Raw genomic sequence first — 24963 nt, forward strand, 5'->3', positions numbered from 1 at the left:
AAAGTGGATACGTAGTTCGTTACACAAAAGCCAATAAAAAACGCCAGCGGATTATGCGCTGGCGTTTTTACTTACTTCTCAGATTGATTAATCACGGAAGTTGTTAAACTGGAATGGGATACCCATCTCTGCTTCACGAATCGCTGCCATTGTCGCTTGCAGGTCGTCGCGTTTCTTACCAGTAACACGTACTTTGTCGCCTTGAATAGAAGCTTGTACTTTTAACTTTGCGTCTTTGATAAGTTTCACTACTTTTTTCGCCGTTGGAGTATCAATACCTTGACGGAAAAGCAGAGTTTGGTGCCAGTTTTTACCAGTAACGTCTGGGTCTTGTGCATCCATTGCGTTCGCGTCAATGTTACGCTTCGCTAAGTGGCCGCGTAAAATGTCGCGCATTTGCTTAAGTTGGAAGTCACCTTCCGCAGACATTTTTACGTTTTCTTCTACTAGCTCAAAGCTCGCATTTACGTTGCGGAAATCGAAACGAGTAGACAATTCACGGTTAGCGTTATCAACGGCGTTACGTAGTTCAACCGTATCGATTTCAGAAACAATATCAAACGATGGCATGAAGATTCCTTGATTATTTTGTTATAGGGACTTTCGGGACTTAACAGCGCTTGCCAGCATATCTAGCATTGTAGCAGTGTCTTCCCAACCTAGGCATGGATCTGTAATAGACTGACCATACGTTAGGTTATTGATGTCAGTCATTGGCTGATTGCCTTCAAGAATAAAGCTTTCAGCCATGATACCCGCAATACGAGTGCTGCCTGACTTAATTTGGTTACAAATGTCTTGAGCTACGTCGATTTGTTTTCTGTGTTGCTTCTGACAGTTTGCATGGCTGAAATCCACAACCAAACGTTGTGGCAATCCAAACTCAGCTAAAGCATCACATGCTTGTTTGACTGATGCTTCATCAAAGTTAGGGCCTTTTTCTCCACCGCGCAGAATAATATGACCGTAAGGGTTGCCACTTGTGCGGTAAACCGTCATTCGACCGTTCTTATCTGGCGAGTAGAAGTAATGCGATGCTTTCGATGCGCGAATTGCATCAATTGCAATTTTTACGTTGCCATTTGTGCCATTTTTGAAACCAACTGGGCAAGATAGTGCCGACGCCATTTCACGGTGAATTTGTGATTCCGTTGTGCGAGCACCAATCGCGCCCCAAGTGATCAAATCCGCGATGTATTGGCCAGTGATCATATCAAGAAACTCAGTAGCAGTCGCAAGACCAAGCTTGTTGATATCCAGTAGTAGTTTACGAGCTTTATGAAGACCAGCTTCAAGTGCGTAAGAACCATCTAGGTTAGGGTCCGTAATCAAACCTTTCCAACCAACTACTGTACGAGGCTTTTCAAAGTAAGTACGCATCACGATAAACAGTTCGTCTTTGTACTTGTCTTGGATTTCACTCAGGCGAGTGGCGTAATCAATGGCAGCTTCAGTGTCGTGAACAGAACACGGACCTACAATCGCAAGAAGGCGATCGTCTTCACCCGATAAAATGTTTTCAATCTGACGACGAGATTGAGCGATACGGTCTGCAACGTCATCCGTAATAGGATGTACACTACCTAGCTCTGCTGGGGTAGGCATTGGACCCAAAGGTTGGGTTCTCAATTCATCTGTTTTTATAGGCATGTTATAGCTTTATTCTCTATTGCGAAGGGGTAAAGATAACGGAATTACAGGCAGGAATAAACCGTTTCACGGGAATCTTCGCCAGGAAATACCGAATTGTATACAAAGGTGTAGGTATTCATTTAAATGACTTATGTATAAATGACAAAACTTGATCATTAAATCAATATATATACATTTGAATTTATAACCATTTTATCTATCTCGCTGTAAGGTAATCTAAGTAACTGCGATAAACTTCATACCTCGCGGGTGACGCCGTCACTTCCTGAAGGTTAAATAACTCGTGAGATCGAGCTTTTGTTAACATTTCTTTGACATCTATTTCTTTCGTTGATTAACTGGTCTGACTAGATTGGTAAGGAGACCAAAATGTTATCAGCTCTACGTCGTGCGAATTTGTATCTAAATCTGTTTGGCTTTTCAAAAGTGCCGCTGATTTGGCTTTGCCACCCTAAAATCATTGCGATAGATAGCAAGCATGTTGAGGTTCGTATCCCATTGCGCAGAAGGACGAAGAACCACCTGAATAGCATGTATTTCGGTGCTTTAGCCGTTGGCGCTGATGTTGCTGGTGGTTTTCTTGCTATGAGTAAAGCGCAAGAAAAGGGAGAAGCGATCTCGCTGGCATTTAAAGGTGTGAAAGCCGAGTTTTTAAAGCGCCCGGAAGCCGATGTGCACTTTGTTTGTAACGATGGTCATGTCATTGATGAGATGCTCGAGCACACCTTGGCAACGGGTGAACGAGTAAATCGTGACGTAAAAATTGTCGCGCTGTGTCCTAACTTACATGGTGACGAGCCAATGGCTGAATTCTCGCTTACTCTTTCGATAAAAAAAGCAGCCCAACAAAGAAAAGAGGCTGCCTAGTGGTTTGTGGCTCGCTTGTTTAAAGGTGGTGGCTTAATTGAGTTCAATCTTCTCGATAGAGACGATTTTGGAGCGATTTAAGACCACTTTCCAGCGGTAATAAACAGGCTCATCGGTGTGGTTGTCCTCTTTGACAATCACATTGAGCAAATGACGTTTCTCTACTGACTCTTTGGTTACTTGACCTTCATTTAAACGGTAAACTCGGTTTGAGCTTTTATCCATCAAGCGGATGATAGGGCGCAAACTGATGTTCAATGTTTCTCTCGTTTGTTCGTAACCACTCAAGAAAAGAGAGGTCGCCATTTCGGTTTTCTCGTGATAATGAAGAATCTGCTCTTCACGTTGCACGACGCGTTTTTTACGTATTCTTTGAATCTTATCCGGCAAGCTACTTAAGGTACGATAATCGAGCCACTCCAATTTTTTGCCAACCACTTTTTTCGTCGTTGGATCAACATACTTCTTACGCCATTTTGGCTTGCCTTTACGGATCCATCGCCACATGGCATCGCGTAAATCATCTTTAAAGATTTCTCGTAAAGCGTAAATAAAAGACATCGCGATAATGAATGAGGCAGAAATTTCCCCCAGATAATCGCGAGCGAGAATCACTGTCGAGGTCACGACAACCATCACTAAACCGGTTGCAATACCTTTGATAGCGCGCTTAATGTTGTTACCCATCGATATGGTTTCTTCACGAAGCACGATAGGGTGTTCAATCAATCGCCTTAGCAAGCGCATTTTGTTAGATAGGCGAGTAACGTCTTCAACGACTCTTGATGAGTTGTATTTGTTGAGTTTACGATGGGCTTGCTCTTTCTCACATAGCGTGATCAGACGCTTTTTGATCGTGCCATAGTCGCCTTCACGTGGTAGATGGGCCACCAGTGACAGGAACTTTTGCTCGGTATACCAAGACAGATAGTTATCGATGTTAACGTAGTAGCGTTTTAAGTTCTCTTCATAAGGAATAGAACGCCGCAAGCGCTTTAAGATCTCAAGCGTGAGCTCGATAACTTCGTCCACTTCATCTTCCGTTACGGAGTTGTTCTCATGCTTGTTTAAACTTGCTACCGCTTTGTCTAGCGCGATAACGTATTGGTAAGCGAACAAACTCAAACTTACTCGGTATTGCTGATTCGACAGGCGTCCACGTTTGGCAAGTCGACTGTGTACTAGCGGAAGAAGGATTTCAGTACTGTAATAAGATCGTTGCTGTGTGATTGAGGTGTAATAAAATTCGGATTCACTGATGATATCGGCGTTTAAACCAAGCTCACCAGGTATAAAAAAGTAAATATCTAGGTCGACACTTTTGCTCTTTGCGAGTGCATGACTGATTTTTAATGTTATTGAGTCTTGTTTATCGACGGTGACCAAAGAAAGCTCCTGACTTTGCTAAAGCATTCTTAACTTATGCGTTCCGTTGAGCAGGTAAGTATAAGAGTGCTAAAAGAGTGACTGGGGCATATAGCTGAACGACAACAGCATAACAGAGCACTATGCTTTTCTCTCTGATTTTCTTGTTAGTTTAGGTATAATTCCACGTAAATTTAAAAAGAGACAAAATCAATGATTAAAATTGGTCAAATTAACAGCTTAGAAGTCATTAAAAAGGCTGATTTTGGCGTATTTCTGGATGGCGATGATTACGGTTCTGTTCTACTACCTAGTAAGTATGTACCAGAGGGTACTGAAATTGGTGAGTATGTAGACGTATTTCTGTACTTCGATTCAGAAAGCCAACTTGCTGCGACCATTGAAAGACCAATTGCCCAAGTGGGTGAGTGGGGTTTAATGAAGATTGAGGGTGTGAATGCGACAGGTGCTTTTGTAAATTGGGGCATCAAAGAAAAGGACTTACTGATTCCTTTTAGTGAGCAACGCACTCGCTTCTCTGCCGGACAAACCATTTTAGTGTATGTTTATACCGACAAAGCGTCAGGTCGCATTGTTGGTACGACTAAGTTCAATAAATGGTTAGATAAAACTCCAGCGAATTATGAAGTTAACGAACAAGTTGATTTGATCATCGCAGAGCGTAGTCAACTTGGTTATAAAGCTATCGTTAACGGTAAGCATTGGGGCATGATTTTCCCATCGGATGTTTTTGGTAAGCTTTACATCGGTAAAAAGCTGAAAGGCTTTATTAAGCACATTCGTGAAGATGGTAAAACCGACCTTGCTCTACAAAAAGTAGGTGTGGCGAAAATGGACGATCTTTCTAGTAAGATCCTTGACCTGCTAGAGAAGAAAGGCGGATTTTTGCCTTTGAATGACAAGTCGTCTCCTGAAGCGATTTTTGATGCTTTCCGCACAAGTAAAGGGACTTATAAAAAGACCATCGGTGGCTTATACAAGCAGGGTAAAATTGTCATTGAGAAAGACGGTATTCGTCTAGCGTAGTCCAAACTCACGTATAGCGGATCTACAGCCAAAAAAACGGCCCAAACTTTTCCTTTTTTTGGGCCTAGGGGAAACGGCTCCGCAGAGCCTGCGCTAAACTTGTCCAACAATAATTTTGTTGGTGAACATAGAGAGAAATGCCACATCAAAGCATTACTTTGATACAACTAGTTTAGTACAGCGTGTCCGGATCGCTAGCGAGCCCACTTGCTTTCATACTTACGAATTAAAAAGCCATCGCAAATACGATGGCTTTTCATTTATTTATGGTTCGTTTTACGTCTTTTAAAATAAGTTCTTATCTCGTACTAATTCGCGAGGGAGACCATTCTTTATTCGGTTGCTTACCCACTTGCCAAGGCCAATAACTGCGCCTTGATAGGTGACAAGCACTTCGCCTTTACCTGTTTTCATTCCCTCAGGAATGGTTTGTGGGCGAACATCACGCCCCATGTACCATTCGCGCGCTTCTTCAATACTGAGTTCAATGGCGTTGCTTTCAGAACCTGTCGCCAGGGCAGTCGCGACTTGGTGTTGCCAACGGTAGCCATTTTTATGTGCTTCCGCGATCTTTATACCCATACGGGAGAAGCGTAATTCGCCGATCATCGCTTCTAAAGCATTAGGGAATAACCAGACATCTTTATCGCGAAGCCATACAGAACTGTCATTTGGAAGTTTAATACCTAACGCGCTTTGGAGTTGTTGAGCAATTTCTGTCGATTCTTTTTTTGAAGTTTTAGCAAAGGGGAATTTCCCCATGCGCTTTTTGACTTCTGGCGCCTCAACAGCAGCCTGTTTGCGAATTCTTGCAACAAAGAACCCTTCACAGTCGTAGACCTGCGGGAAAATATGCAAAAAGCCTTCTTCAGTTAGAGCTGCCTCTGCGTTTTCAAACAAGTTCTCAAGGCTTTCAAACTCTACAGCATCCCCAAAGGTTTCTTTCAAGTGTTGACAAACTTGTTGGTTTTCTTCTGTACTGAGCGTACATGTTGAGTAAACCATCACACCACCGGGCTTTAATGCATGGAAGGCGCTTTCAATAAGATCTTTCTGTGTGTCAGCGATGTCGAGTACGGAAGCTTGCGTCCAGTTTTTCATCGCATCTTCGTCTTTGCGAACGGTGCCTTCTCCAGAGCAAGGCGCGTCGAGCAAAACCGCATCAAATTGTTCTGGTAGCCAACCGCCAAAAACGCGCCCATCGAAGTTACTTAGTGCGGCGTTACGTACTCCACAACGTTCCACATTAGCGTGCAGTACTTTTACACGACTTGCGGCGTATTCATTGGCCACAAGCACACCTTCGTTGTTCATTAAAGCTGCAATTTGAGTGGTTTTTGAGCCTGGAGCGGCTGCGGTATCTAACACGGCATCGTAAGATTCATCATTCATAAACAGAGCAGATACCGGCATCATCGAACTGGCTTCTTGAATGTAGAATAAGCCAGACATGTGTTCTGCTGTGTTGCCTAATGGTACAACTGACTCGTCCGCTTCAATCCAAAAACCTGTGTCACACCAAGGCACGGGAGAAAGCTTCCAGCCTTTTGCTTCTGTTCGTTCTAGAAACGCTTCAACACTGATCTTCAACGTATTAACTCGAATACTTTTGCGTAGTGGCTTTTGGCACGACGCGATAAAGTCTTCCATGTTGAGGTGAGCAGGAAGAATAGTTTGGATTTTTTCCAGAAACGCGTCTGGGATGTAAACATTAGGATGCAATGTGGGATCTCGTTTGCAGAATTTGTGGCAAATAATATACGAAAGCGAAGCAGAAACGAATAGTGACAAGGGCCGAGCAATAAAAAAGAGCAGCGATTGCTGCTCTTTTAAAATGATCAAACTTCAATTGTACGTGAATTGAGCTTTATTCTACGGCTTCGGAATTGCTGTACGCCATTGAGTCCAACCTTCTTCAGCTTGTGGATACAAAAAGAAAGATTGCCCACTCTTTGCCGCTGGTGGAATAGTCGATTGCTCTGGCGTTGAAAACGCAATTCCTCCGCGAACTAAACTATCAAAGGTTCCCGCTTTGATGTTAGCGCCGGTAAGCCCGATGGAAACATCTACTCCTGAAACATTCCAGAACACACTGTTTTGACGAACGAGGTAAGCATATTCAGGCTGTATTTTGATAGTCGTGACGATGCGATCAGCAAATTCTCCTAGGCTTACGTCGGTCACTTGGCCAACTTCCATCTGGCGGTAAAGAATAGGGGTACCGACTTGTACTGAGCCTCTCTGTTCACTTTGTAACGTAAACATGATTCCATGCACGCGTTCTGAACTATTTTCTAATTGAAAATCAAATTTAGCTTTACCTTTACCTGGTTCAACACTGATGGATTTCGACACCAACGCCCCGAGGTTTTTAACGCCACCTAAACCAATTTCTGGTTCAGTTAGCCAAAAATGTGAGCCTTCAACTGCAATGTTTTCTACGTATTCAGGTAGGATCCTTGCAGTGACTTCAACCATGTTACGACGAAAATTCGGTACAACCAGAGTGATTTCACCAACTTTAACACCTTGATATTCAATCGGCATTCCTTTAGCAATCTCTTGCGAACCGTCGGTTTCTAAAGCAATGACGCGCCCAAACTTGCGAGCGGTTTTTTGATCAGAATACAGCTTCCAGTTTTCTCCGATTTTGTTTTCAACGCCTGGTACGGAGTCAAAAGCGATGCCACCTTCGATTAACGACTTCAAAGGGTGCGCTTTCACACTGACGCCAGCTAATGATGCATCTATCTCAATCCCTGAACGATTCCAAAAAACGGTTTGTGGCGTTACAAGATAAGCGAAGCGGTTTTCGATAGTAGCCTTAATTAGTACTCCGCCATCAACTAGTTGGAAATCGGAGACGTTACCAACTGGAAGATTACGATAGAGTAGAGGGCTGCCTTTGGAAATCGGCGGCAATTCAGAAGCAAATAGTGTTAGCGCCCTAGAGCCACTTTGATTGTACTGCGCCAATTCAGCCAATGATTCATTTTGGAACAGTTGATACTCTTTTTGAATATCCTGCTTGCCTTCGCTCACAAAACTAATTGACCCGGTTAACAACTGCTTTGCTGGAGGAACGGTAACGCTGAGCCCCGATTCAGTTAACTCTGCTGATGCACTGCCGGTTACATAAAAACGATTGTTTGATTTGATCAGATGTTTGTATTCATGGTCAATCAATACATCCATAAATACTTCGTGTTGTGATTTTTTATCTTCCTTAACTAGGCCCACTTTGATGATTGAACCAACAACGATGCCTTTATAAAGTACATTGGCACCGCTATCTAGGCCAAACGAATTGTCGGACACCAACCGAATCGCGATAGACTTTTCTTGCTGTTGGTTAAACACGTTTTTACGAATCGCAGTAAAGCGGCGAGAGCGTTCACCCGCGCCCGGCACGATCGTTAAGAAGTTTCCTCGCACTAAATTAGCAATGTTTTCAACACCAGAAAGGGACACCTTTGCTTCTTCTAAGACAAATCGAGTACCTGTCGTCAGCATGTCACTAAAAGCGGGTTGAATTGCCGCTGACGCCAATATCACTTCTCGACCTTCGGAAAGGCTCAAGTCCGTAACTTGGCCAATTTCAATTCCGCGATACATAATTGGAGCGCCTTCTCCGCTGATCTTGCTGTCATCAGGTAGGACGATTTTAACCGCGATGCCTCGACCAGCAGTTTTCAAATCTTTATACAAACGGAACTCGGTGTTCTCTTCTACAGGCTCACCATCATCCGGAGAGTCGACTGCGATGGCGCCACCTAGTAAGGCACTCATGCTTTCTAGTCTTACATCGACACCTTCAAAACCGATGCTGGCACCAATTCCACTGACGTTCCAGAATCGACTGCGGTTGTTAATGATATGTCGGTATTGATCCTGAATGTTGGCTTGAATAGTGATAGATTTTGCATCTTCATCTAGCTGGTAACTGTACACTTCACCGATTGGGATTTTCTTATAAACAATTTGAGAGCCAACCGATACACCACCTAAATCACGGCTTTTGAGCTTAATATTCAAACCTTGAGAAACACGTAAATCTGTTGGGGCAGAGTCTAACGCATGGAATGTTGTCTCAAACTCTTGACCATCTCCGGGTTGAATCGAGATGTAGTTACCTGAGACGAGCGCATCCAGTCCGGAAACTCCCGTTAGGCTAGCTGTTGGTTTTACTAACCAAAAGCGTGTTTTATCGTTCAGTAACTTTGCAGCTTCAGGATAGATATCAGCATCGACATAAATACTGCCGAGATCTTCGGTGAGGTTAATGTCTCTTACCATGCCGACTTCTAATCCTTGGTAACGGATAGTGGTTCGGCCGGCGACAAGACCAGCGGCATCAGAAAAATAGATTTGCACTCGTTGTCCTGCATCGTGTATCGACTTCACTACAAGCCAGCCAGCTAAGACCATGGTCAAAATTGGCAACAGCCAAAGAGGAGATATGCCTTTACTCCGCTTTACATCTGGTACGTATGACGTTTGAGAACTGTTCTGATCACTCATTCATTGACTCTTTTTCTGATTGTTTTGGGCTTGTTTGGTCCCAGATTAGCCTTGGATCAATACTTTCTGCTGCAAGCATGGTCAACACTACGACAACACCAAATGCTACGGCGCCATATCCTGGTGTGAAATCCAGTATCTGACCACGATCGACTAAAGTCATCATGATAGAAATAACAAACAAATCCATCACAGACCATTTACCGATCCATTTAACAACAAAGTAAACCATCATTCGTTGTCTCTTAAACACCGAACGTTTGAATTGGATGCAAAGCATGATGTAGGCGAGCCCAAGTATTTTAATCACCGGGACAACGATACTGGCAACAAAAATGATCGCAGCGATTCCATACATGCCGCTTTTTACCAAACCAGCCACGCCTGAAAAAATAGTGTCCTCCAAACGCTTACCATTGGTAAGCAAGATGGAAATAGGGATCAGGTTAGCAGGGAAGATGGCGACCGTTGCTGCGATGAGGTAAGCCCATGTTTTCTGAATGGAGTTTGGCTTGCGATGATATAACTCGTGATGACAACGCTGGCAATGGTCACCTTCAGGTTGGGACAAGTGGCATTCATGGCAATGCACATCTTTATGCTCAAAAGCATATAAACTTTCTGGCTTCCAAGCTTCCCAATAACGACGGACGCTGATTCTTGAAACTAACAAAACGGTAAATATCTGCAAAAGAACCAGACCAATTAACCCTGGACCGACGAAAATGTCGGAATAATCTTGGAGTTTAAAACAGGAAATGGCGATGCTAACTAAGAACACATCCAACATAACCCAATGCTTCAAATGTTGAATTAGCCACAGTGAGATACGAAGCCCACGGAACCATCGTTGATGTAAAGAAATATGTGCCGTTACCACTGAAACACAAACCGTCAGTGGCGCAAGAGAGCTACAAAATAGAATGAGCAATGAAAGAAGAACAAATCCTTCTTCCATCAATGTGATCATCCCTGAAGGTAGGGTTGCCGGAATCATCACACCAAAGAGTCGGATGCTAATAAAGTTAAAAAAGTGCGATGGAATAAATAGTAGGATGCAGGTTATCGCGACGGCTAGATTACCAGAGAGGCTAGGGCTACCTCCGCGATATAATTGTGTACCACAACGAGGGCAGTGTGCATTTTTGCCATGGGGTAAGTCGACGATGTCGACAGGCAATTCACAACCTTGGCACAAACGTACGTTATTGGGTTGCATGGCGTGCTTAGACAGAGAGGTCATAACGACCTCTCTAGCTTGAACGATTTAAGCGTGGGACTGTATGCCCCCATATAAGGTTTGATATAAGCCTTCTTGCTCAACTAACTCACCATGAGTACCTGTTTGCGTCACTTTCCCATCTTCAAGCACGTAGATCAAATCGGCTTGTTTAACAGCGGACAGTCGGTGCGCAACGATTAATGTTGTTCTACCACGTAAGAACTCGGTCAGTGCTTTGTGTAAAGCCGCTTCAGTAGCGGTATCTAGCGCAGACGTGGCTTCGTCTAAAATAACAAATTGAGGATTACTCAGCACCATTCTAGCAATGGCCAGCCGTTGTCGTTGACCTCCTGACAAACGAATGCCATTACGACCAACTTGAGTATCCAAGCCGTGGTTCAGTTGAGAAATAACATCTTGCAGCTGAGCCACTTCAAGCGCACGCCAAAGTGACATTTCGTCAAAATCCCCACCAAGCGTTAGATTATGCCTCAAGGTGTCGTTAAATAGTATAGGTTGCTGTAATACCACGGCAATTTTGTCGCGAATTACTTCAAAACCAATATCTTCTGTTAATTCATCATTAAAGCGAATGCTACCGGAGTTTTGACGGTAAACCCCAATAAGTAATTGTATCAAGGTTGACTTACCACCGCCGCTTGCACCAACTAACGCCACTTTCTTTCCTGCCGGCATATGTAAAGAAAGATTATCTAGGACTTTGTTTTCATTATTGTAAGAGAAATTAATGTTTTCTACTTTAACATCAACTTCTCTACCTTCTTTGAAAGGATTTACCTTAGAAACCGGTCTCTGCTCTTCTTCTAACTCTAATAAGTCGTTGATGCGTTTTAATGCCGCTTTAGCGCTATACCAAGAAAACTGAATCCCAAGCAACTCTTGAACAGGAGACAGCATGAACCATAGGTAACCAAAAACGGCAAATATTTGGCCAATAGTAAGGTCACTGAACATGACCATTAACATTGCTACAGCTCTGAATAATTCAAAGCCGATCAAAAAGAGAAGGAAAGATACGCGACCAGCAGCTTCAGATTGCCAAGCATACTTGTCTGCATCAACGCGAACTTGGTTCGCACTGTCTTTGAGTTGCTGGAGAAATTCTCGTTCTTTATTGGCCGCGCGTAGTTGGTAGATTCCATCTAATGTTTCAACTAAACGGTTTTGGAAAATTTCAAAAGAATGATTTTCCTTCCGTTTCAGATGTTTAACCATACTGCCTAGTTTACGTGAGAAGTAAATGACAATAGGGTTAACTAACAGGATAAACAGACCAAGTCGCCAATCGAGCCAAAGTAGAACGATAGCAGTACCAATAACAGTCAGAAAACTGATAACGAATTTTGCTAACGTAGAACCAATAAATTTATCAATGGTCTCAATGTCAGTGATAAGGTGTGCGTTGATTCCTCCGCTACCTTTGGTTTCGTATTGTCGGATGCTGATACGGCCGAGTTTGTCGATCATTTTACTGCGCATCTCAAACGTGATGGTTTTTGAAACAAGCGTAAATTGTCGGCTTTGAAGGATATTTAATCCTTGGCTCGCAGCTCGCATAAGAACAACCAAGAACAGGGTGAAGAAAATATAGCCTGTCGGAGTGTGCCACGCTTCAGGGAGAATGGCATTCATGGCATCTAAACCTTTTGCAGGTTGGTCCAATAAGACCTCATCAACCATCAAAGGCATGAGGAGGGGAATTGGAACACTAATCAAGGTTGCAAGCACCGCTATCAAGTTCGCTATGATCAGCTTGGACTTGTGCTTTTTTACTTGTGTTATCAACCAAGAACGGCTAATAGTGTCATTTTTCAGAAGCATTGTAATTGAGAATAAGTCCTATTATAAAGTAGGGCTGCATTTTAGCGCCATACATTGAGAATGGAAGCTTTTATAGTAAGTAGGAAGTTAATATGAACTTAGAACAATACCAAAGACTAACCAAACAAGCTGTTGCTCTAATTGAGTCTGAACCAGACTTTATTGCGAACCTAGCAAACTTGAGCTCATTGCTTTTCATGGAACTTGACGATCTTAACTGGGCAGGCTTTTACCTAACAAAAGGTGAAGAGCTTATTCTTGGTCCGTTCCAAGGAAAACCAGCTTGTGTTCGTATCCCAATGGGTCGAGGCGTCTGCGGTACTGCTGCACAAACTAATACTATACAAAGAGTATACGACGTTCACGAATTTGAGGGGCATATTGCGTGCGATGCAGCGAGCAATTCAGAAATTGTGATTCCATTTTCTATTAATGGAAAGGTGGTTGGTGTACTTGATATTGATAGTCCAAGTATTGGCCGATTTAATGAAACAGACGAAGAAGGTCTCACTCATTTCATGGTTGAAGTAGAAAAGCTGCTTAATTCACACGCGAACGACGCATAAATTAGCCTTCGAGTGTGGTTTTTCCTTGGCATGTCACTATAATACGAGAATATTTTTTCTTAATGCTCGCGGAAATCCGCTCAAATCAGGACCCCTCATGACTGAAAAGTTAAAAAACAGCAAAGAAGTTATTGCATATATTGCTGAATGTTTCCCTAAGTGCTTTACTTTAGAAGGTGAAGCAAAACCTCTGAAAATTGGTATTTTTCAAGATCTTGCGGAACGTCTAAATGAAGACGAAAAAGTAAGCAAAACACAGCTTCGTGCAGCGTTAAGACAGTACACTTCATCATGGCGTTACCTACACGGTGTAAAACCAGGTGCAGTACGTGTAGACCTAGATGGCAACCCTTGTGGTGAGCTAGAAGAAGAGCACGTTGAACACGCGAAAGCGACACTTGCAGAAAGCAAGGCGAAAGTTCAGGCTCGTCGTAAAGAACAAGCACAAAAAGCTCGTGAAGAGGGTAAGGCGAAAGCGAAACCTGCGGCTAAAAAGCCTCAACAGCCTCGTCGTACTAATAAACCAAAAGTACAAAAACCAACTAAGCCTGTAGAAACGCGCGCTCTAAATGCTGATGAAATCACAGTAGGTAACGCAGTTAACGTGAACATGGGCAAAGGAAACATGGCAGCGACCATTGTTGAAATCAATAAGGATGATGTACGTGTTCAACTTGCTAACGGCCTACAAATGGTTGTGAAAGCGGAGCACTTGCGCGCATAAAGGAGATACTCCTACGCATGAATTGCCGTTCAAAAGTGACCCTGATTGCTGCTAGCTTATGGCTAGCAGCATCAGCTCAGGCTCTTGAAGCCAAACTACATAAAGATGACCTGCCGGTTCTTTCTCCTGAAGTTCAGCATGAAACAGCTAGCAAACGAGTCACCTCGCGATTTACCCGCTCTCATTATAAGCACTTCAGCCTCAATGATGATTTCTCTAAAGCGATATTTGAACGCTATGTAGAGTTGCTTGATTACAATAGAAATATTTTCACTCAAGCAGACATCGATTCATTTAAAAATTGGTCAGTCGAGCTTGATGATCAGCTTAAATCGGGCAACAACCAAATTGCTTTTGATGTTTACAACCTCTCAATGCAGAAGCGTTTCGATCGTTTTGCTTATGCGTTAACTCTACTCGATGAAGAGATCAAGTTTGATACCGATGACGAGATAGAGTTAGACCGCTCTGAGGCCGCATGGCCAAAAGACGAAGCAGAGCTCAACGAGTTGTGGCGCAAGCGTGTGAAATATGACGCGTTAAATCTGAAACTGACTGGCAAAGAGTGGCCAGAGATTAAAGAAGTTTTAGAGAAGCGTTATAACAACGCGATGAAGCGCATCACACAGACCAACAATGAAGACGCATTTCAGTTGTATATGAATGCCTTCGCGCGACAGGTTGACCCTCATACAAGCTACCTTTCTCCACGTAATGCCGAGCAATTCCAATCGGAAATGAACCTTTCTCTAGAAGGCATCGGCGCCGTTTTGCAAATGACAGACGATTACACAGTAATTCGTTCACTTGTTGTTGGCGGTCCGGCATCAAAGAGTAAGCAACTTGGTGAAGGGGACCGAATCACTGGTGTTGGACAAGACGGTGAAGAAATTGTCGACGTGATCGGTTGGCGTCTGGATGATGTTGTTCAGTTAATCAAAGGCCCTAAAGGCACAAAGGTTAATCTACAGATCTTGCCAGAAGGTAACGATGCGAAGAGTTACATTGTCACAATTGTTCGTGACAAAGTTCGCTTAGAAGATCGTGCGGTTAAGTCAGAAATCATCGAAAAAGACGGTAAGAAGATTGGTATTTTAGAAGTACCAAGTTTCTACGTCGGCTTATCGAAAGACACCGATAAATTACTAGCTGAGTTGAAAACCAAAAACGTTGACGGCGTAATCGTTGATCTACGCAACAATGGCGGTGGTGCGCTAACAGAAGCAACGGCATTGACAGGTCTATTCATTAAAGAAGGCCCTGTAGTTCAAGTCCGTGACAGCTATGGCCGCATCAAAGTGAATGCCGATACCGATGGAAAAGTGAGTTATGATGGCCCATTGACGGTATTGATTAACCGCTACAGTGCTTCAGCATCTGAAATTTTTGCAGCGGCAATGCAAGATTATAATCGTGCAATCATCTTAGGTGAAAACTCTTTCGGTAAAGGTACAGTTCAGCAACATCGTTCACTGAATCATATTTATGATCTGTTCGATAAAGAGCTAGGTTATGTTCAGTACACGATTCAGAAATTTTATCGTATTGACGGTGGAAGTACGCAAAATCGTGGTGTTGCACCAGATATTTCGTACCCAACGCCAATTGAGGCTTCTGAAACAGGTGAAAGTGTTGAAGACAATGCTTTACCTTGGGATCAGATTGATAAAGCACAATATCAAACGTTTCCAAGTAACGACGCCTTAGTTGAAAAACTTACTGCTCTTCATAACAAGCGTATTTCTGATGAGATGGAGTTCCGCTTTATCAATGAAGACATCGAGAAATATCGTAAAGAAAAAGACGATAATACTTTGTCTTTGAACGAAAAAGTTCGTAAAGCTGAATCGGATAAAGCGGAAGCCCTTCGATTACAACGCATAAATGAACGTCAAGTTGCTTTGGGTAAAAAAGCATTCAAAACATTGGATGACATACCAAAAGACTACGAGGCTCCTGATGTTTATTTAGATGAGTCTGTCGCGATTATGGTCGATCTACTTAAGCAGGAAAATCAGTCATAATAACTGGCAATTTAGAATAAAAAGAGTGAGTCTTTCAGATTCACTCTTTTTTTATGCCTTTTTGCCTTCCGCTGTCTCGATATCGAGCAAGATATTCGCTTATTTTCCCCCAATAATTTACGTGATCTACATCTAAAATTTCGCGAAAGTGAGGACTACTGGCTAAGCTAAAAGAAAACGATAAGGATGCCGATATGAAGTGGTTCTTTATTTTACTTAGCTTTTGCTGCTTTAGTGTGTTTGGTGGAGAAAACACCAGAGAAGATGAATTAAGTCACTTTGACACGCCGTTTCTCATCGGAGACTGGTATTTGATGAACCCAAACCCCGAAGAGTCGGCTGAAAACTTTCGTGCGATCAAACTCTCATTAGGTTCTGACTACAGCTTTTCTATTGATATTCAAAAGAAAGACTATTCCGTTGACCATTGGGAAGGGCTGTATAACGCAAATGAAGACACCATCGTTCTTGGTTTAAACACCGACGAGCCTCAAATTTATGCCTATCGCAACAACCATAATACGCTTGATCTTAATGGTGTAACCTTCACTAAGGGATTATCCAATTCACTTGCAGGTATTTGGTCTAGCTCTCACGTATCTGGCGACGGTCTTGTGGCCAACAACATTAATCAGATGGATTTGATACTTCAACCTGATTTCGTGTTCATGTTTAGGGTTTCGAACGAAGAAGGGGATGAGTCCATCAAACAAGGTGTGTTTTACACAGAAGATGAGTTTTTGGTTCTGTTGTATGAAAATGGCGAGCATGGAACCACGTATAAGCTCAACAAGAATGAGCTAACGATCGAAGATTCCAATGGTGATATGTACGCCGTACTCAATAGAGTTACGCCATGATGCCTTTAACATGCGCCAAATTACGCGTGCGTACGGTAAGTCATTAATGTTGTTTAAATGTTAATCAAAAAACGGAGCTAGAGCACTAAAAGCTCCGTTTTTTGATGGAAAGACTTGTATTCTGATACCACAACCCCTACAAATAGCTTATATAGTGATACCAGAACTGCATTTTTGATCATGCAGTCTGGTATTTTTGTTGTTCGACATACAAGGATTTATGCTCATGTCTCAAGCTCCCCTGGCCAAATATCGTAAAGATTATAAAGAGCCATCTCATGCGATTACTGATATCGATCTTACTTTTGATCTATATGACAATGACACAATCGTTACGGCGGTATCAAAAGTTGCTCAAAAAGGCGATACAACAACGCTAGAACTCGATGGCGAAGGGCTTGAGCTACGCGCTGTAAAAGTAAATGGTGAGGATTGGGCTCATCACGAGGTGAAGGAGTCATCGCTGGTACTGACCGATCTTCCATCCGAGTTTGAACTTGAAATCGTCACCAAAATTGATCCTGAAGCGAATACAGCACTCGAAGGTTTGTACAAATCAGGCGGCGCATTTTGTACTCAGTGTGAGGCTGAGGGCTTCCGCCGTATCACGTACTATCTAGACCGTCCGGATGTTCTAGCAAAATACACAACAAAAGTGATCGCAGATAAAGCGGTTTATCCATATTTGCTGAGCAATGGTAACCGAATTGCAGAAGGCGATGCAGAGAACGGTCGTCACTGGGTTCAATGGCAGGATCCGCATCCAAAACCAGCTTACTTGTTCGCCCTTGTTGCAGGCGACTTTGATGTATTGCGTGACAAATATACAACGATGTCAGGTCGCAGTGTTGATTTAGAAATCTTTGTTGATAAAGGTAACTTAGATCGTGCAGGCCATGCGATGACATCGCTGATCAACTCGATGAAGTGGGATGAGGAACGCTTTGGCCTAGAATACGATCTGGATATTTACATGATCGTTGCTGTTGATTTCTTCAACATGGGTGCAATGGAAAACAAAGGCTTGAACATTTTTAACTCAAAATATGTGCTGGCGAACGATCAAACTGCGACAGATCGTGATTATTTAGGCATCGAAGCTGTGATCGGTCATGAGTACTTCCACAACTGGACTGGCAACCGTGTCACTTGTCGTGACTGGTTCCAACTAAGTCTAAAAGAAGGCTTAACCGTATTCCGAGACCAAGAATTCTCTTCTGACTTAGGCTCTCGTGCTGATAACCGTATTGATAACGTACGTATTATTCGTGGTCCTCAATTTGCGGAAGATGCAAGCCCAATGTCTCACCCGATTCGTCCTGACAAAGTCATTGAGATGAATAACTTCTACACGCTAACGGTGTATGAAAAGGGCAGCGAAGTTATTCGTATGTACCATACACTCCTTGGCGAAGAGGGCTTCCAAAAAGGAATGAAACTTTATTTTGAACGTCACGATGGTACCGCCGCGACGTGTGAAGACTTTGTTTCTGCAATGGAAGATGCCACCGGTGTTGATTTAAAACAGTTCCGTCTGTGGTACAGCCAATCGGGTACACCAACGCTGCGCGTAAATAGCGAATACAACGCTGATGCAAAAACTTACGCACTAACGGTAGAGCAATTTACGGAGCCGACGCAAGACCAAGCAGAAAAACAAGCGCTGCATATTCCGTTCGATATCGAGTTGTATGATTCGAAAGGTCGAGTTATCCCACTGGTGATTAACGGTGAATCAGTTAATAACGTGCTGGATATTAAACAAGATAAGCAAACGTTCGTATTTGAAAATGTCGAAGAACAGCCAGTGCCATCTTTGTTGCGTGAATTCTCGGCACCAGTCAAATTAGAATACGATTACAGCGATGACGAGTTAGTCTTCTTGATGAAGCACGCAACGAACGATTTTGCTCGATGGGACGCTAGCCAAATGCTATTGGCTAAATACATTCGTCAGAATGTGAAAAACGTTCAAGCGGGACAAGAAGTATCGCTTTCTGAAGGTGTGATAGATGCTTTCCGCGGTGTGCTGTTGGATGAAACGCTTGAGCCTGCTTTCATTGCTCAAGTTTTCTCTATGCCTTCAATCAATGAGATTACTGGTTGGTACCAGCAAATTGATATCGATGCCGTAGACAAAGTGCTAAACAGCATTACAGTGTCACTTTCTAAGGAATTAGAAGATGAGCTAAGTGCGACTTATCACACGCTTAAGCAAACAGAGTATACGATCGACCATGCTGCTATTGGTAAGCGTGCTTTACGTAACCGTTGCCTTCAGTACCTAGCATATACGGAAAAAGGTAATGATTTAGTCAACGCGCAGTACGCATCTGCAAATAACATGACAGATACGATTGCTGCGATGAGTGCCGCAAATAACGCTCAGCTCGAGTGTCGTGAAGCACTTATGGCTGATTATAGCGATAAATGGAAGCACGATGGTTTGGTTATGGATAAGTGGTTTGCACTGCAAGGTAGCAATCCTGCAGAGGATGCTCTTGAAAAAGTAAAAGCAACCATGAACCACGAAGCATTTAGTTTGAAAAATCCGAACCGTACGCGCAGCTTAATTGGCTCGTTCTTAAGTGCGAACCCTGTACGTTTCCATGATAAATCCGGTGTAGGTTACCAATTTGCCGGTGAAATTCTTCGCCAACTAAATGATTCGAACCCACAAGTAGCTTCTCGAATGATTGATCCTTTGCTTAAGTTCCGTAAATACGATGAAGCTCGCCAAGCAATGATTCGTGCAGAACTTGAAAAGCTCAAAGCAATGGATAATCTTGCTAAAGATCTATTCGAAAAAGTGACTAAAGCACTAGACGAATAGTAAACAACACAATAGGGTGGTCATTAAGACCACCTTATTTGTTTATGTCACTTAGTTTTCACTTCATGAACTATTACTACTTCAATCTCAACATTTCATATCAAACGTTTTTATCTCATTATTCTGGTGCGGCAAGTGTTGTTCAAGTTGTCACACACAACGGTTTGCGTTTGCAGTTACCCGCCGCGAGATTTAGACCATTTCTTAGTCAATTGGGCGTTAGAGGCCAGTTTAGACTAACAACTGACCAAAATAATAAGTTTCTTAAGTTAGAAACTCTGTGATGTATTGTATTTGCAGAGAGTTAAATAGGAATCTTAGTCACAGAATCGGACATTTCACCTCTTACCACTACGATTAGTTGTTAAACATTTGTAATTATGCTTTTACAATGGGCACATGCATTACCTATGCTTAGTTTCTAAGGTAACAACCTAGCTACTAAGTCCCCCTACAAAACAACAATTCTAATGTGGAGTGTGAATATGACCGCGCGTGAAAATGTAGTGCCGGTTCTGCTTGAAAAGGTTTACCAACTGATTCAAGACAAACTCGAGCTTTCTCACCAAACGCTTGTAACTAAACTTGCTCAACACTTATTCAGTAACATTGCTGATGATGATCTAATTCAGCGAAACGAATCCGACCTTTATGGTGCTGTCGTTAGCCTTTGGCACCATATCAATGAAAAAAAACCAGAAGAGATTTCGGTTCGAGTATTTAACCCGACCGTAAGTCGTCAAGGCTGGCAATCCACACACACAATCGTAGAAATTGTTGTTCCAGATAGTCCATTCTTAGTGGACTCAGTCAAAATGGCTTTAGCACGTTTGGATCTTGTTTGTCACCTAATGTTGAATAACCCAACACAGATTCAGCGTGATAAAAAAGGCCAAGTTACAGACGTAAACGGTGAGGGTGGTGTTCTTCAATCACTTTTCCACATAGAGGTAGACCGCCTTACTAGTAAAGACGAGATGCAAGCGCTTAAAGAAGAGCTGTTAAGAATTCTATCTGATACTCGCTTAGTCGTTGATGACTGGAAGCAGATGGTTGATAAGCTTAAGTTTGTTACTGATGAACTTGAGAAAAATAAAGATCGTGTTTCTATCCAAACTGATCGTATGGATGAAACGATCGCATTTCTTCGTTGGCTAGAAGATCATAACTTTACCTTTATGGGTTATAAAGATTATGACTTAAAAGAGGTCAATGGTGATACCGAACTTGTTCCTGCTAAAGAAAAAGGACTAGGTCTGTTTGCTGATGACAAGCGCGTGCGTAGCGTCAAGCTCTCTGAATTATCAGATTCAGCGCGATTAGAAGCGAAAAAACCATACGCTCTGATCATCACCAAAGGTAACAAAGCATCTCGTATCCACCGTCCGGCTTATACTGATTACATCGGTATTAAAAAGTTTGATGAAAACGGTAAAGTAATAGGTGAGCATCGCTTTACTGGTTTATATACCTCCGCCGTTTACAACCAAGCGGTACAAAGTATTCCTCTGATCCGTGAAAAAGTTGACCGTATCCTTGAAGCAAGTGGATACCGCCACGGATCATACTCATACAAAGCATTGCACAATATCTTAGAAAACTACCCACGCGACGAGTTGCTTCAAGCTAATGAAGAAGAGCTGCTTGAGGTGGGAATGGGTGTTGTACAAATGCAAGATCGTGACTTGCTGCGTTTGTTTGTTCGTAAAGACCCATTTGGTCGTTTCTTCAGTTGCATGGTTTATGTCACTAAAGATCGTTACAACACAGAATTGCGTCGTCAAACTCAACGCATTCTTAAGCAGTACTTTGGTTGCGAGCAAGAGGTTGAATTTACAACGTACTTCTCAGAAAGCCCACTAGCGAGAACACATTACATTGTTCGTGTAGACAATAACAACATTGACGTAGACGTGAAAAAGATCGAGCAAAATCTAATGGAAGTTTCTACCTCTTGGGATGACAGACTAAAAGAATCCATCATTGCTAACTTTGGTGAAAGTAAAGGCCTTCCTCTTTCAAAAGAATATATGAGTGCGTTCCCTCGCTCATACAAAGAGGACATGATGCCAGGTTCTGCGGTTGCAGATATCGAGCGCTTAGAAGCGTTAAGTGATGATAATAAACTTGGTATGTTGTTCTACCGACCTCAAGAAGAGGGAGCAGATTCCAAAGCTGTCCGCTTAAAGTTATATCATCGCGATGAACCAATTCATCTTTCTGACGTAATGCCGATGTTGGAAAACCTTGGTTTGCGTGTGATTGGCGAATCGCCATATGAGATCGAGAAAAACAACGGTCAGACCTTCTGGATCCTTGACTTCTCTATGCTGCATAAGAGCGAGAAAACCGTTGACCTTCGTGAAGCTCGTGATCGTTTCCAACAAGCATTTGCTGCCATTTGGGCGGGTAATCTTGAAAGTGATGGTTTCAACCGATTGTTATTAGGTGCGTCTTTATCTGGCCGTGAGATTTCCATTCTTCGCGCTTACGCACGATACATGCGCCAAGTCGGCTTCCCATTCAGTCAGCAGTACATCGAAGACACGCTAAGCCACTACCCAGACTTAGCGACAGGTCTAGTCAAGCTGTTCACCAAGCGATTTGATCCGAAACACAAAGGCAGCGAGAAAGGCCAAAACGATCTAATTAAAAAGCTAACAGAGCAGTTGGATCGTGTAGAGAGCTTGGATGATGATCGTATTATTCGTCGTTATATCGAAATGATCATGGCGACGCTTCGTACCAACTACTACCAAGTAGACGAGAATAAGCAGCCTAAGCCTTGGTTATCTTTGAAAATGAAGCCAAGCGATATTCCTGAGATTCCGCAGCCTGTACCTGCATTCGAGATCTTTGTTTACGCACCAGATATTGAAGGTGTTCACCTTCGTGGTGGAAAAGTGGCTCGTGGTGGTTTGCGTTGGTCAGATCGTCAAGAAGACTTCCGTACGGAGATTCTTGGCTTAGTGAAAGCGCAACAGGTTAAGAACACTGTAATTGTACCAGTGGGTGCAAAAGGCGGCTTCGTTTGTAAACGCCAGCCATCTCTCACCAGTCGTGATGAAATTTTTGCGGAAGGTCAGCGTTGTTACAAACGCTTTATCCGTGCACTGCTTGATGTGTCAGATAACATCATTGAAGGAGAGGTGGTACCACCACAAAACGTTGTTCGTCACGATGAAGATGACCCATATCTAGTAGTGGCTGCCGATAAAGGCACAGCAACCTTCTCAGATTTGGCAAACTCTGTTTCTGCAGAATACAACTTCTGGCTAGGTGACGCATTCGCTTCAGGTGGTTCAAACGGTTACGATCACAAAGCAATGGGAATCACCGCAAAAGGTGGTTGGGAATCTGTTAAACGTCACTTCCGTGAAATGGGCATCAACTGTCAGACCACTGATTTTACTGCAATCGGTGTAGGTGATATGGCAGGTGACGTGTTCGGTAACGGTATGCTGTTATCGAAGCATATTCGATTGCAAGCTGCGTTTAACCACATGCACATCTTTATTGATCCAAATCCAGATTCAGCCAGCAGCTGGGAAGAGCGTAACCGCTTGTTTAATTTGCCAAGATCAAGCTGGGAAGATTACAACAAAGACTTGATCTCTCAAGGTGGTGGCATCTTCTCTCGTCGATCAAAATCGATCCAGTTGACGCCAGAAATTCAGAAAATGTTAGGTACGAAGAAAGCATCTTTAGCGCCTAACGATCTGATAAAGATGATCTTGAAAATGAAAGTCGATCTTCTTTGGAACGGTGGTATCGGCACTTACGTTAAATCATCGACAGAAACTCATACAGATGTTGGTGACCGTGCTAACGACATGCTGCGCATTGACGGCCGTGACTTAAGAGCCAAAGTGGTTGGCGAAGGTGGTAACTTGGGTATGACTCAGCTTGGTCGTATCGAATACGCACTAACTGGCGGTCGAGTGAACACGGACTTCGTTGATAACGTAGGTGGCGTTGACTGTTCGGATAATGAAGTCAACATCAAGATCTTCCTCAATGGACTGGTTTCAAATGGCGATCTTACGGTTAAGCAACGTAACCAAATTCTAGAGTCTATGGAAGACGAAGTGGGTGAAATTGTCTTGGATGATGCTTACCGTCAGTCGGAGTCGATCTCTGTTACTGAACAGCAAGGTGTTGGCATTGTTAAGGAGCAAATTCGATTCATCCACACTATGGAGAAAGCAGGGTACTTGGACCGTGCTCTCGAATACATTCCTGATGATGAAACGCTAATCGAGCGTGAAAAACAGGGACTAGGTCTGACTCGCCCTGAGCTATCAGTGTTAGTTGCCTACGGTAAAATGGTACTTAAACAGCAACTTGTTACGGATGAAATCGCAAATGATGAATTCCATGCAAAACAACTTGTTGAATATTTCCCAAGTGCGTTACGACGTAACTATAAAGATCAAATGGTTAATCACCCACTGCGAGCTGAAATTATCGCTACAGCATTGGCTAACCAGATGGTTAATGAAATGGGCTGTAACTTCGTTACTCGTTTGCAAGAAGAAACTGGTGCAAGTGTTGTCGATATTGCCAACGCTTACAGTGCGGCTAGAGAAATCTTTGATTTAGAAGAAATCCTCAAGCAAACTCGCAAACTTGATAACGTTGCGACAGCGCAAGCTCAATACGAAATTATGTTTTACGTGCGCCGAGCACTGCGTCGAATTGCACGCTGGTTGCTTCGTAACCGTAGCGGCAAATGCACGGTCGGTGAGTTGATTGCTATCTACAAGCAAGATGTCAATGTTATCACTGAAACCCTAGACACTATGTTAGTTGAGTCTGAAGTTGAAGAACACAATGAGTTGGCTCAAGGTTGGATAGAGAAAGGGGTTGAAGAGAAACTCGCTCACCAAGTTGCCCGCTTATCAAGCTTACAATCTGCACTGGATATTTCATCAGTAGCAAGTGAAACAGGTAAAACGGTTGAGCAAGCATCGAAACTCTACTTTAACTTGGGTGACCGTTTATCGTTGCATTGGTTCTTGAAGCAAATTAATAGCCAAGCCGTTGATAACAACTGGCAAGCACTTGCAAGAGCGGCATTCCGTGAAGATCTGGACTGGCAACAACGTCAACTTACCGCTCAGGTACTGACTTGTGGCTGCTCAACCGAAGAGCTTGACGTGATGGCTGCGTTAGAAGATTGGATTGAAACTAACGAGCAATCGTTGCACCGCTGGGAGAGTATCTTAAACGAGTTCAAAGTTGGCTCAGTACACGAATTTGCTAAGTTCTCTGTAGCACTTCGAGAGCTAGTACTTTTAAACCTCAACTGCTCATCGAAAGAGTAGTGGAATAATCAAGTCATAAGTAAAAGCCTCGTTATTTAACGGGGCTTTTTATTATCTATTATTCACATTTGGAACGAAAATAGTTACATTGTCACATTGAGTTGAAATTAAA

Annotated in this window: 16 protein-coding genes; 9 read left to right on the forward strand and 7 right to left on the reverse strand. The window is 43.0% G+C overall.

Annotated elements, in window-relative coordinates:
• Window positions 1–87: 87 nt before the first annotated feature.
• Window positions 88–570: a YajQ family cyclic di-GMP-binding protein gene (locus MTF70_RS16490; protein ID WP_005377415.1), complete on the reverse strand. Its 483-nt coding sequence runs from the start codon at window positions 568–570 to the stop codon at window positions 88–90.
• A 21-nt stretch (window positions 571–591) separates the two neighbouring features.
• The gene (locus tag MTF70_RS16495; protein ID WP_005390197.1) at window positions 592–1650 is read right to left on the reverse strand and encodes a 3-deoxy-7-phosphoheptulonate synthase; all 1059 of its coding nucleotides are present in this window, start codon (window positions 1648–1650) and stop codon (window positions 592–594) included.
• 372 nt (window positions 1651–2022) lie between these two features.
• Between MTF70_RS16495 and MTF70_RS16500 the strand changes: the two genes are divergently transcribed.
• A complete protein-coding gene (locus MTF70_RS16500; RefSeq protein WP_005377418.1) occupies window positions 2023–2520 on the forward strand; it encodes a DUF4442 domain-containing protein in 498 nt (165 codons plus the stop codon).
• A 33-nt stretch (window positions 2521–2553) separates the two neighbouring features.
• Here the strand turns inward: MTF70_RS16500 and MTF70_RS16505 are convergent, their stop codons facing one another.
• Window positions 2554–3906 (reverse strand): hypothetical protein, encoded by a 1353-nt coding sequence (locus tag MTF70_RS16505; protein WP_005377421.1) that lies wholly within the window; start codon window positions 3904–3906, stop codon window positions 2554–2556.
• Window positions 3907–4098: 192 nt separating this feature from the next.
• Here MTF70_RS16505 and MTF70_RS16510 point away from each other — a divergent pair, with 192 nt between their 5' ends.
• Complete coding sequence (locus tag MTF70_RS16510) at window positions 4099–4932, forward strand: S1-like domain-containing RNA-binding protein (RefSeq protein ID WP_205460960.1); 834 nt, start codon at window positions 4099–4101, stop codon at window positions 4930–4932.
• A 285-nt stretch (window positions 4933–5217) separates the two neighbouring features.
• On the opposite strand, the gene rsmF is transcribed toward MTF70_RS16510, so the two are convergent.
• The 4 genes from rsmF to MTF70_RS16530 form a co-directional block, all read right to left on the reverse strand.
• Window positions 5218–6654, reverse strand: a complete 1437-nt coding sequence (gene rsmF, locus MTF70_RS16515; RefSeq protein ID WP_170890642.1) for a 16S rRNA (cytosine(1407)-C(5))-methyltransferase RsmF — start codon at window positions 6652–6654, stop codon at window positions 5218–5220.
• Between the two features lie 150 nt (window positions 6655–6804).
• Window positions 6805–9453, reverse strand: coding sequence for an MlaD family protein (locus MTF70_RS16520; RefSeq protein ID WP_017634276.1), 2649 nt, complete (start codon window positions 9451–9453; stop codon window positions 6805–6807).
• Window positions 9446–10696: a paraquat-inducible protein A gene (locus tag MTF70_RS16525; protein ID WP_005377429.1), complete on the reverse strand. Its 1251-nt coding sequence runs from the start codon at window positions 10694–10696 to the stop codon at window positions 9446–9448. The genes MTF70_RS16520 and MTF70_RS16525 overlap by 8 nt, the downstream gene beginning before the upstream one ends.
• 24 nt (window positions 10697–10720) lie before the next feature.
• On the reverse strand, window positions 10721–12517 hold the full coding sequence (locus MTF70_RS16530; protein WP_033905326.1) for an ABC transporter ATP-binding protein: 1797 nt from the start codon (window positions 12515–12517) through the stop codon (window positions 10721–10723).
• A 92-nt stretch (window positions 12518–12609) separates the two neighbouring features.
• Between MTF70_RS16530 and MTF70_RS16535 the strand changes: the two genes are divergently transcribed.
• From MTF70_RS16535 to MTF70_RS16565, 7 genes are all read left to right on the forward strand, one after another.
• Window positions 12610–13083 carry a GAF domain-containing protein gene (locus MTF70_RS16535; protein ID WP_017634278.1) on the forward strand — a complete coding sequence of 158 codons (474 nt, stop codon included), beginning with the start codon at window positions 12610–12612 and terminating at the stop codon, window positions 13081–13083.
• A gap of 97 nt (window positions 13084–13180) precedes the next feature.
• On the forward strand, window positions 13181–13807 hold the full coding sequence (gene proQ / locus MTF70_RS16540; protein WP_005377435.1) for an RNA chaperone ProQ: 627 nt from the start codon (window positions 13181–13183) through the stop codon (window positions 13805–13807).
• 17 nt (window positions 13808–13824) lie between these two features.
• Window positions 13825–15831 carry a carboxy terminal-processing peptidase gene (gene prc / locus MTF70_RS16545; RefSeq protein ID WP_017634279.1) on the forward strand — a complete coding sequence of 669 codons (2007 nt, stop codon included), beginning with the start codon at window positions 13825–13827 and terminating at the stop codon, window positions 15829–15831.
• A gap of 194 nt (window positions 15832–16025) precedes the next feature.
• Window positions 16026–16691, forward strand: coding sequence for a hypothetical protein (locus MTF70_RS16550; protein ID WP_005377438.1), 666 nt, complete (start codon window positions 16026–16028; stop codon window positions 16689–16691).
• Between the two features lie 226 nt (window positions 16692–16917).
• Window positions 16918–19524, forward strand: coding sequence for an aminopeptidase N (gene pepN, locus MTF70_RS16555; protein WP_025766613.1), 2607 nt, complete (start codon window positions 16918–16920; stop codon window positions 19522–19524).
• A 65-nt stretch (window positions 19525–19589) separates the two neighbouring features.
• Window positions 19590–19808 (forward strand): DUF2835 domain-containing protein, encoded by a 219-nt coding sequence (locus MTF70_RS16560; RefSeq protein ID WP_005377440.1) that lies wholly within the window; start codon window positions 19590–19592, stop codon window positions 19806–19808.
• A gap of 201 nt (window positions 19809–20009) precedes the next feature.
• The gene (locus MTF70_RS16565) at window positions 20010–24851 is read left to right on the forward strand and encodes an NAD-glutamate dehydrogenase (protein ID WP_042522994.1); all 4842 of its coding nucleotides are present in this window, start codon (window positions 20010–20012) and stop codon (window positions 24849–24851) included.
• Window positions 24852–24963 lie beyond the last annotated feature (112 nt).

This window comes from Vibrio sp. 2CM40D (assembly GCF_023161825.1).
Classification (GTDB): Bacteria; Pseudomonadota; Gammaproteobacteria; order Enterobacterales; family Vibrionaceae; genus Vibrio; species Vibrio alginolyticus.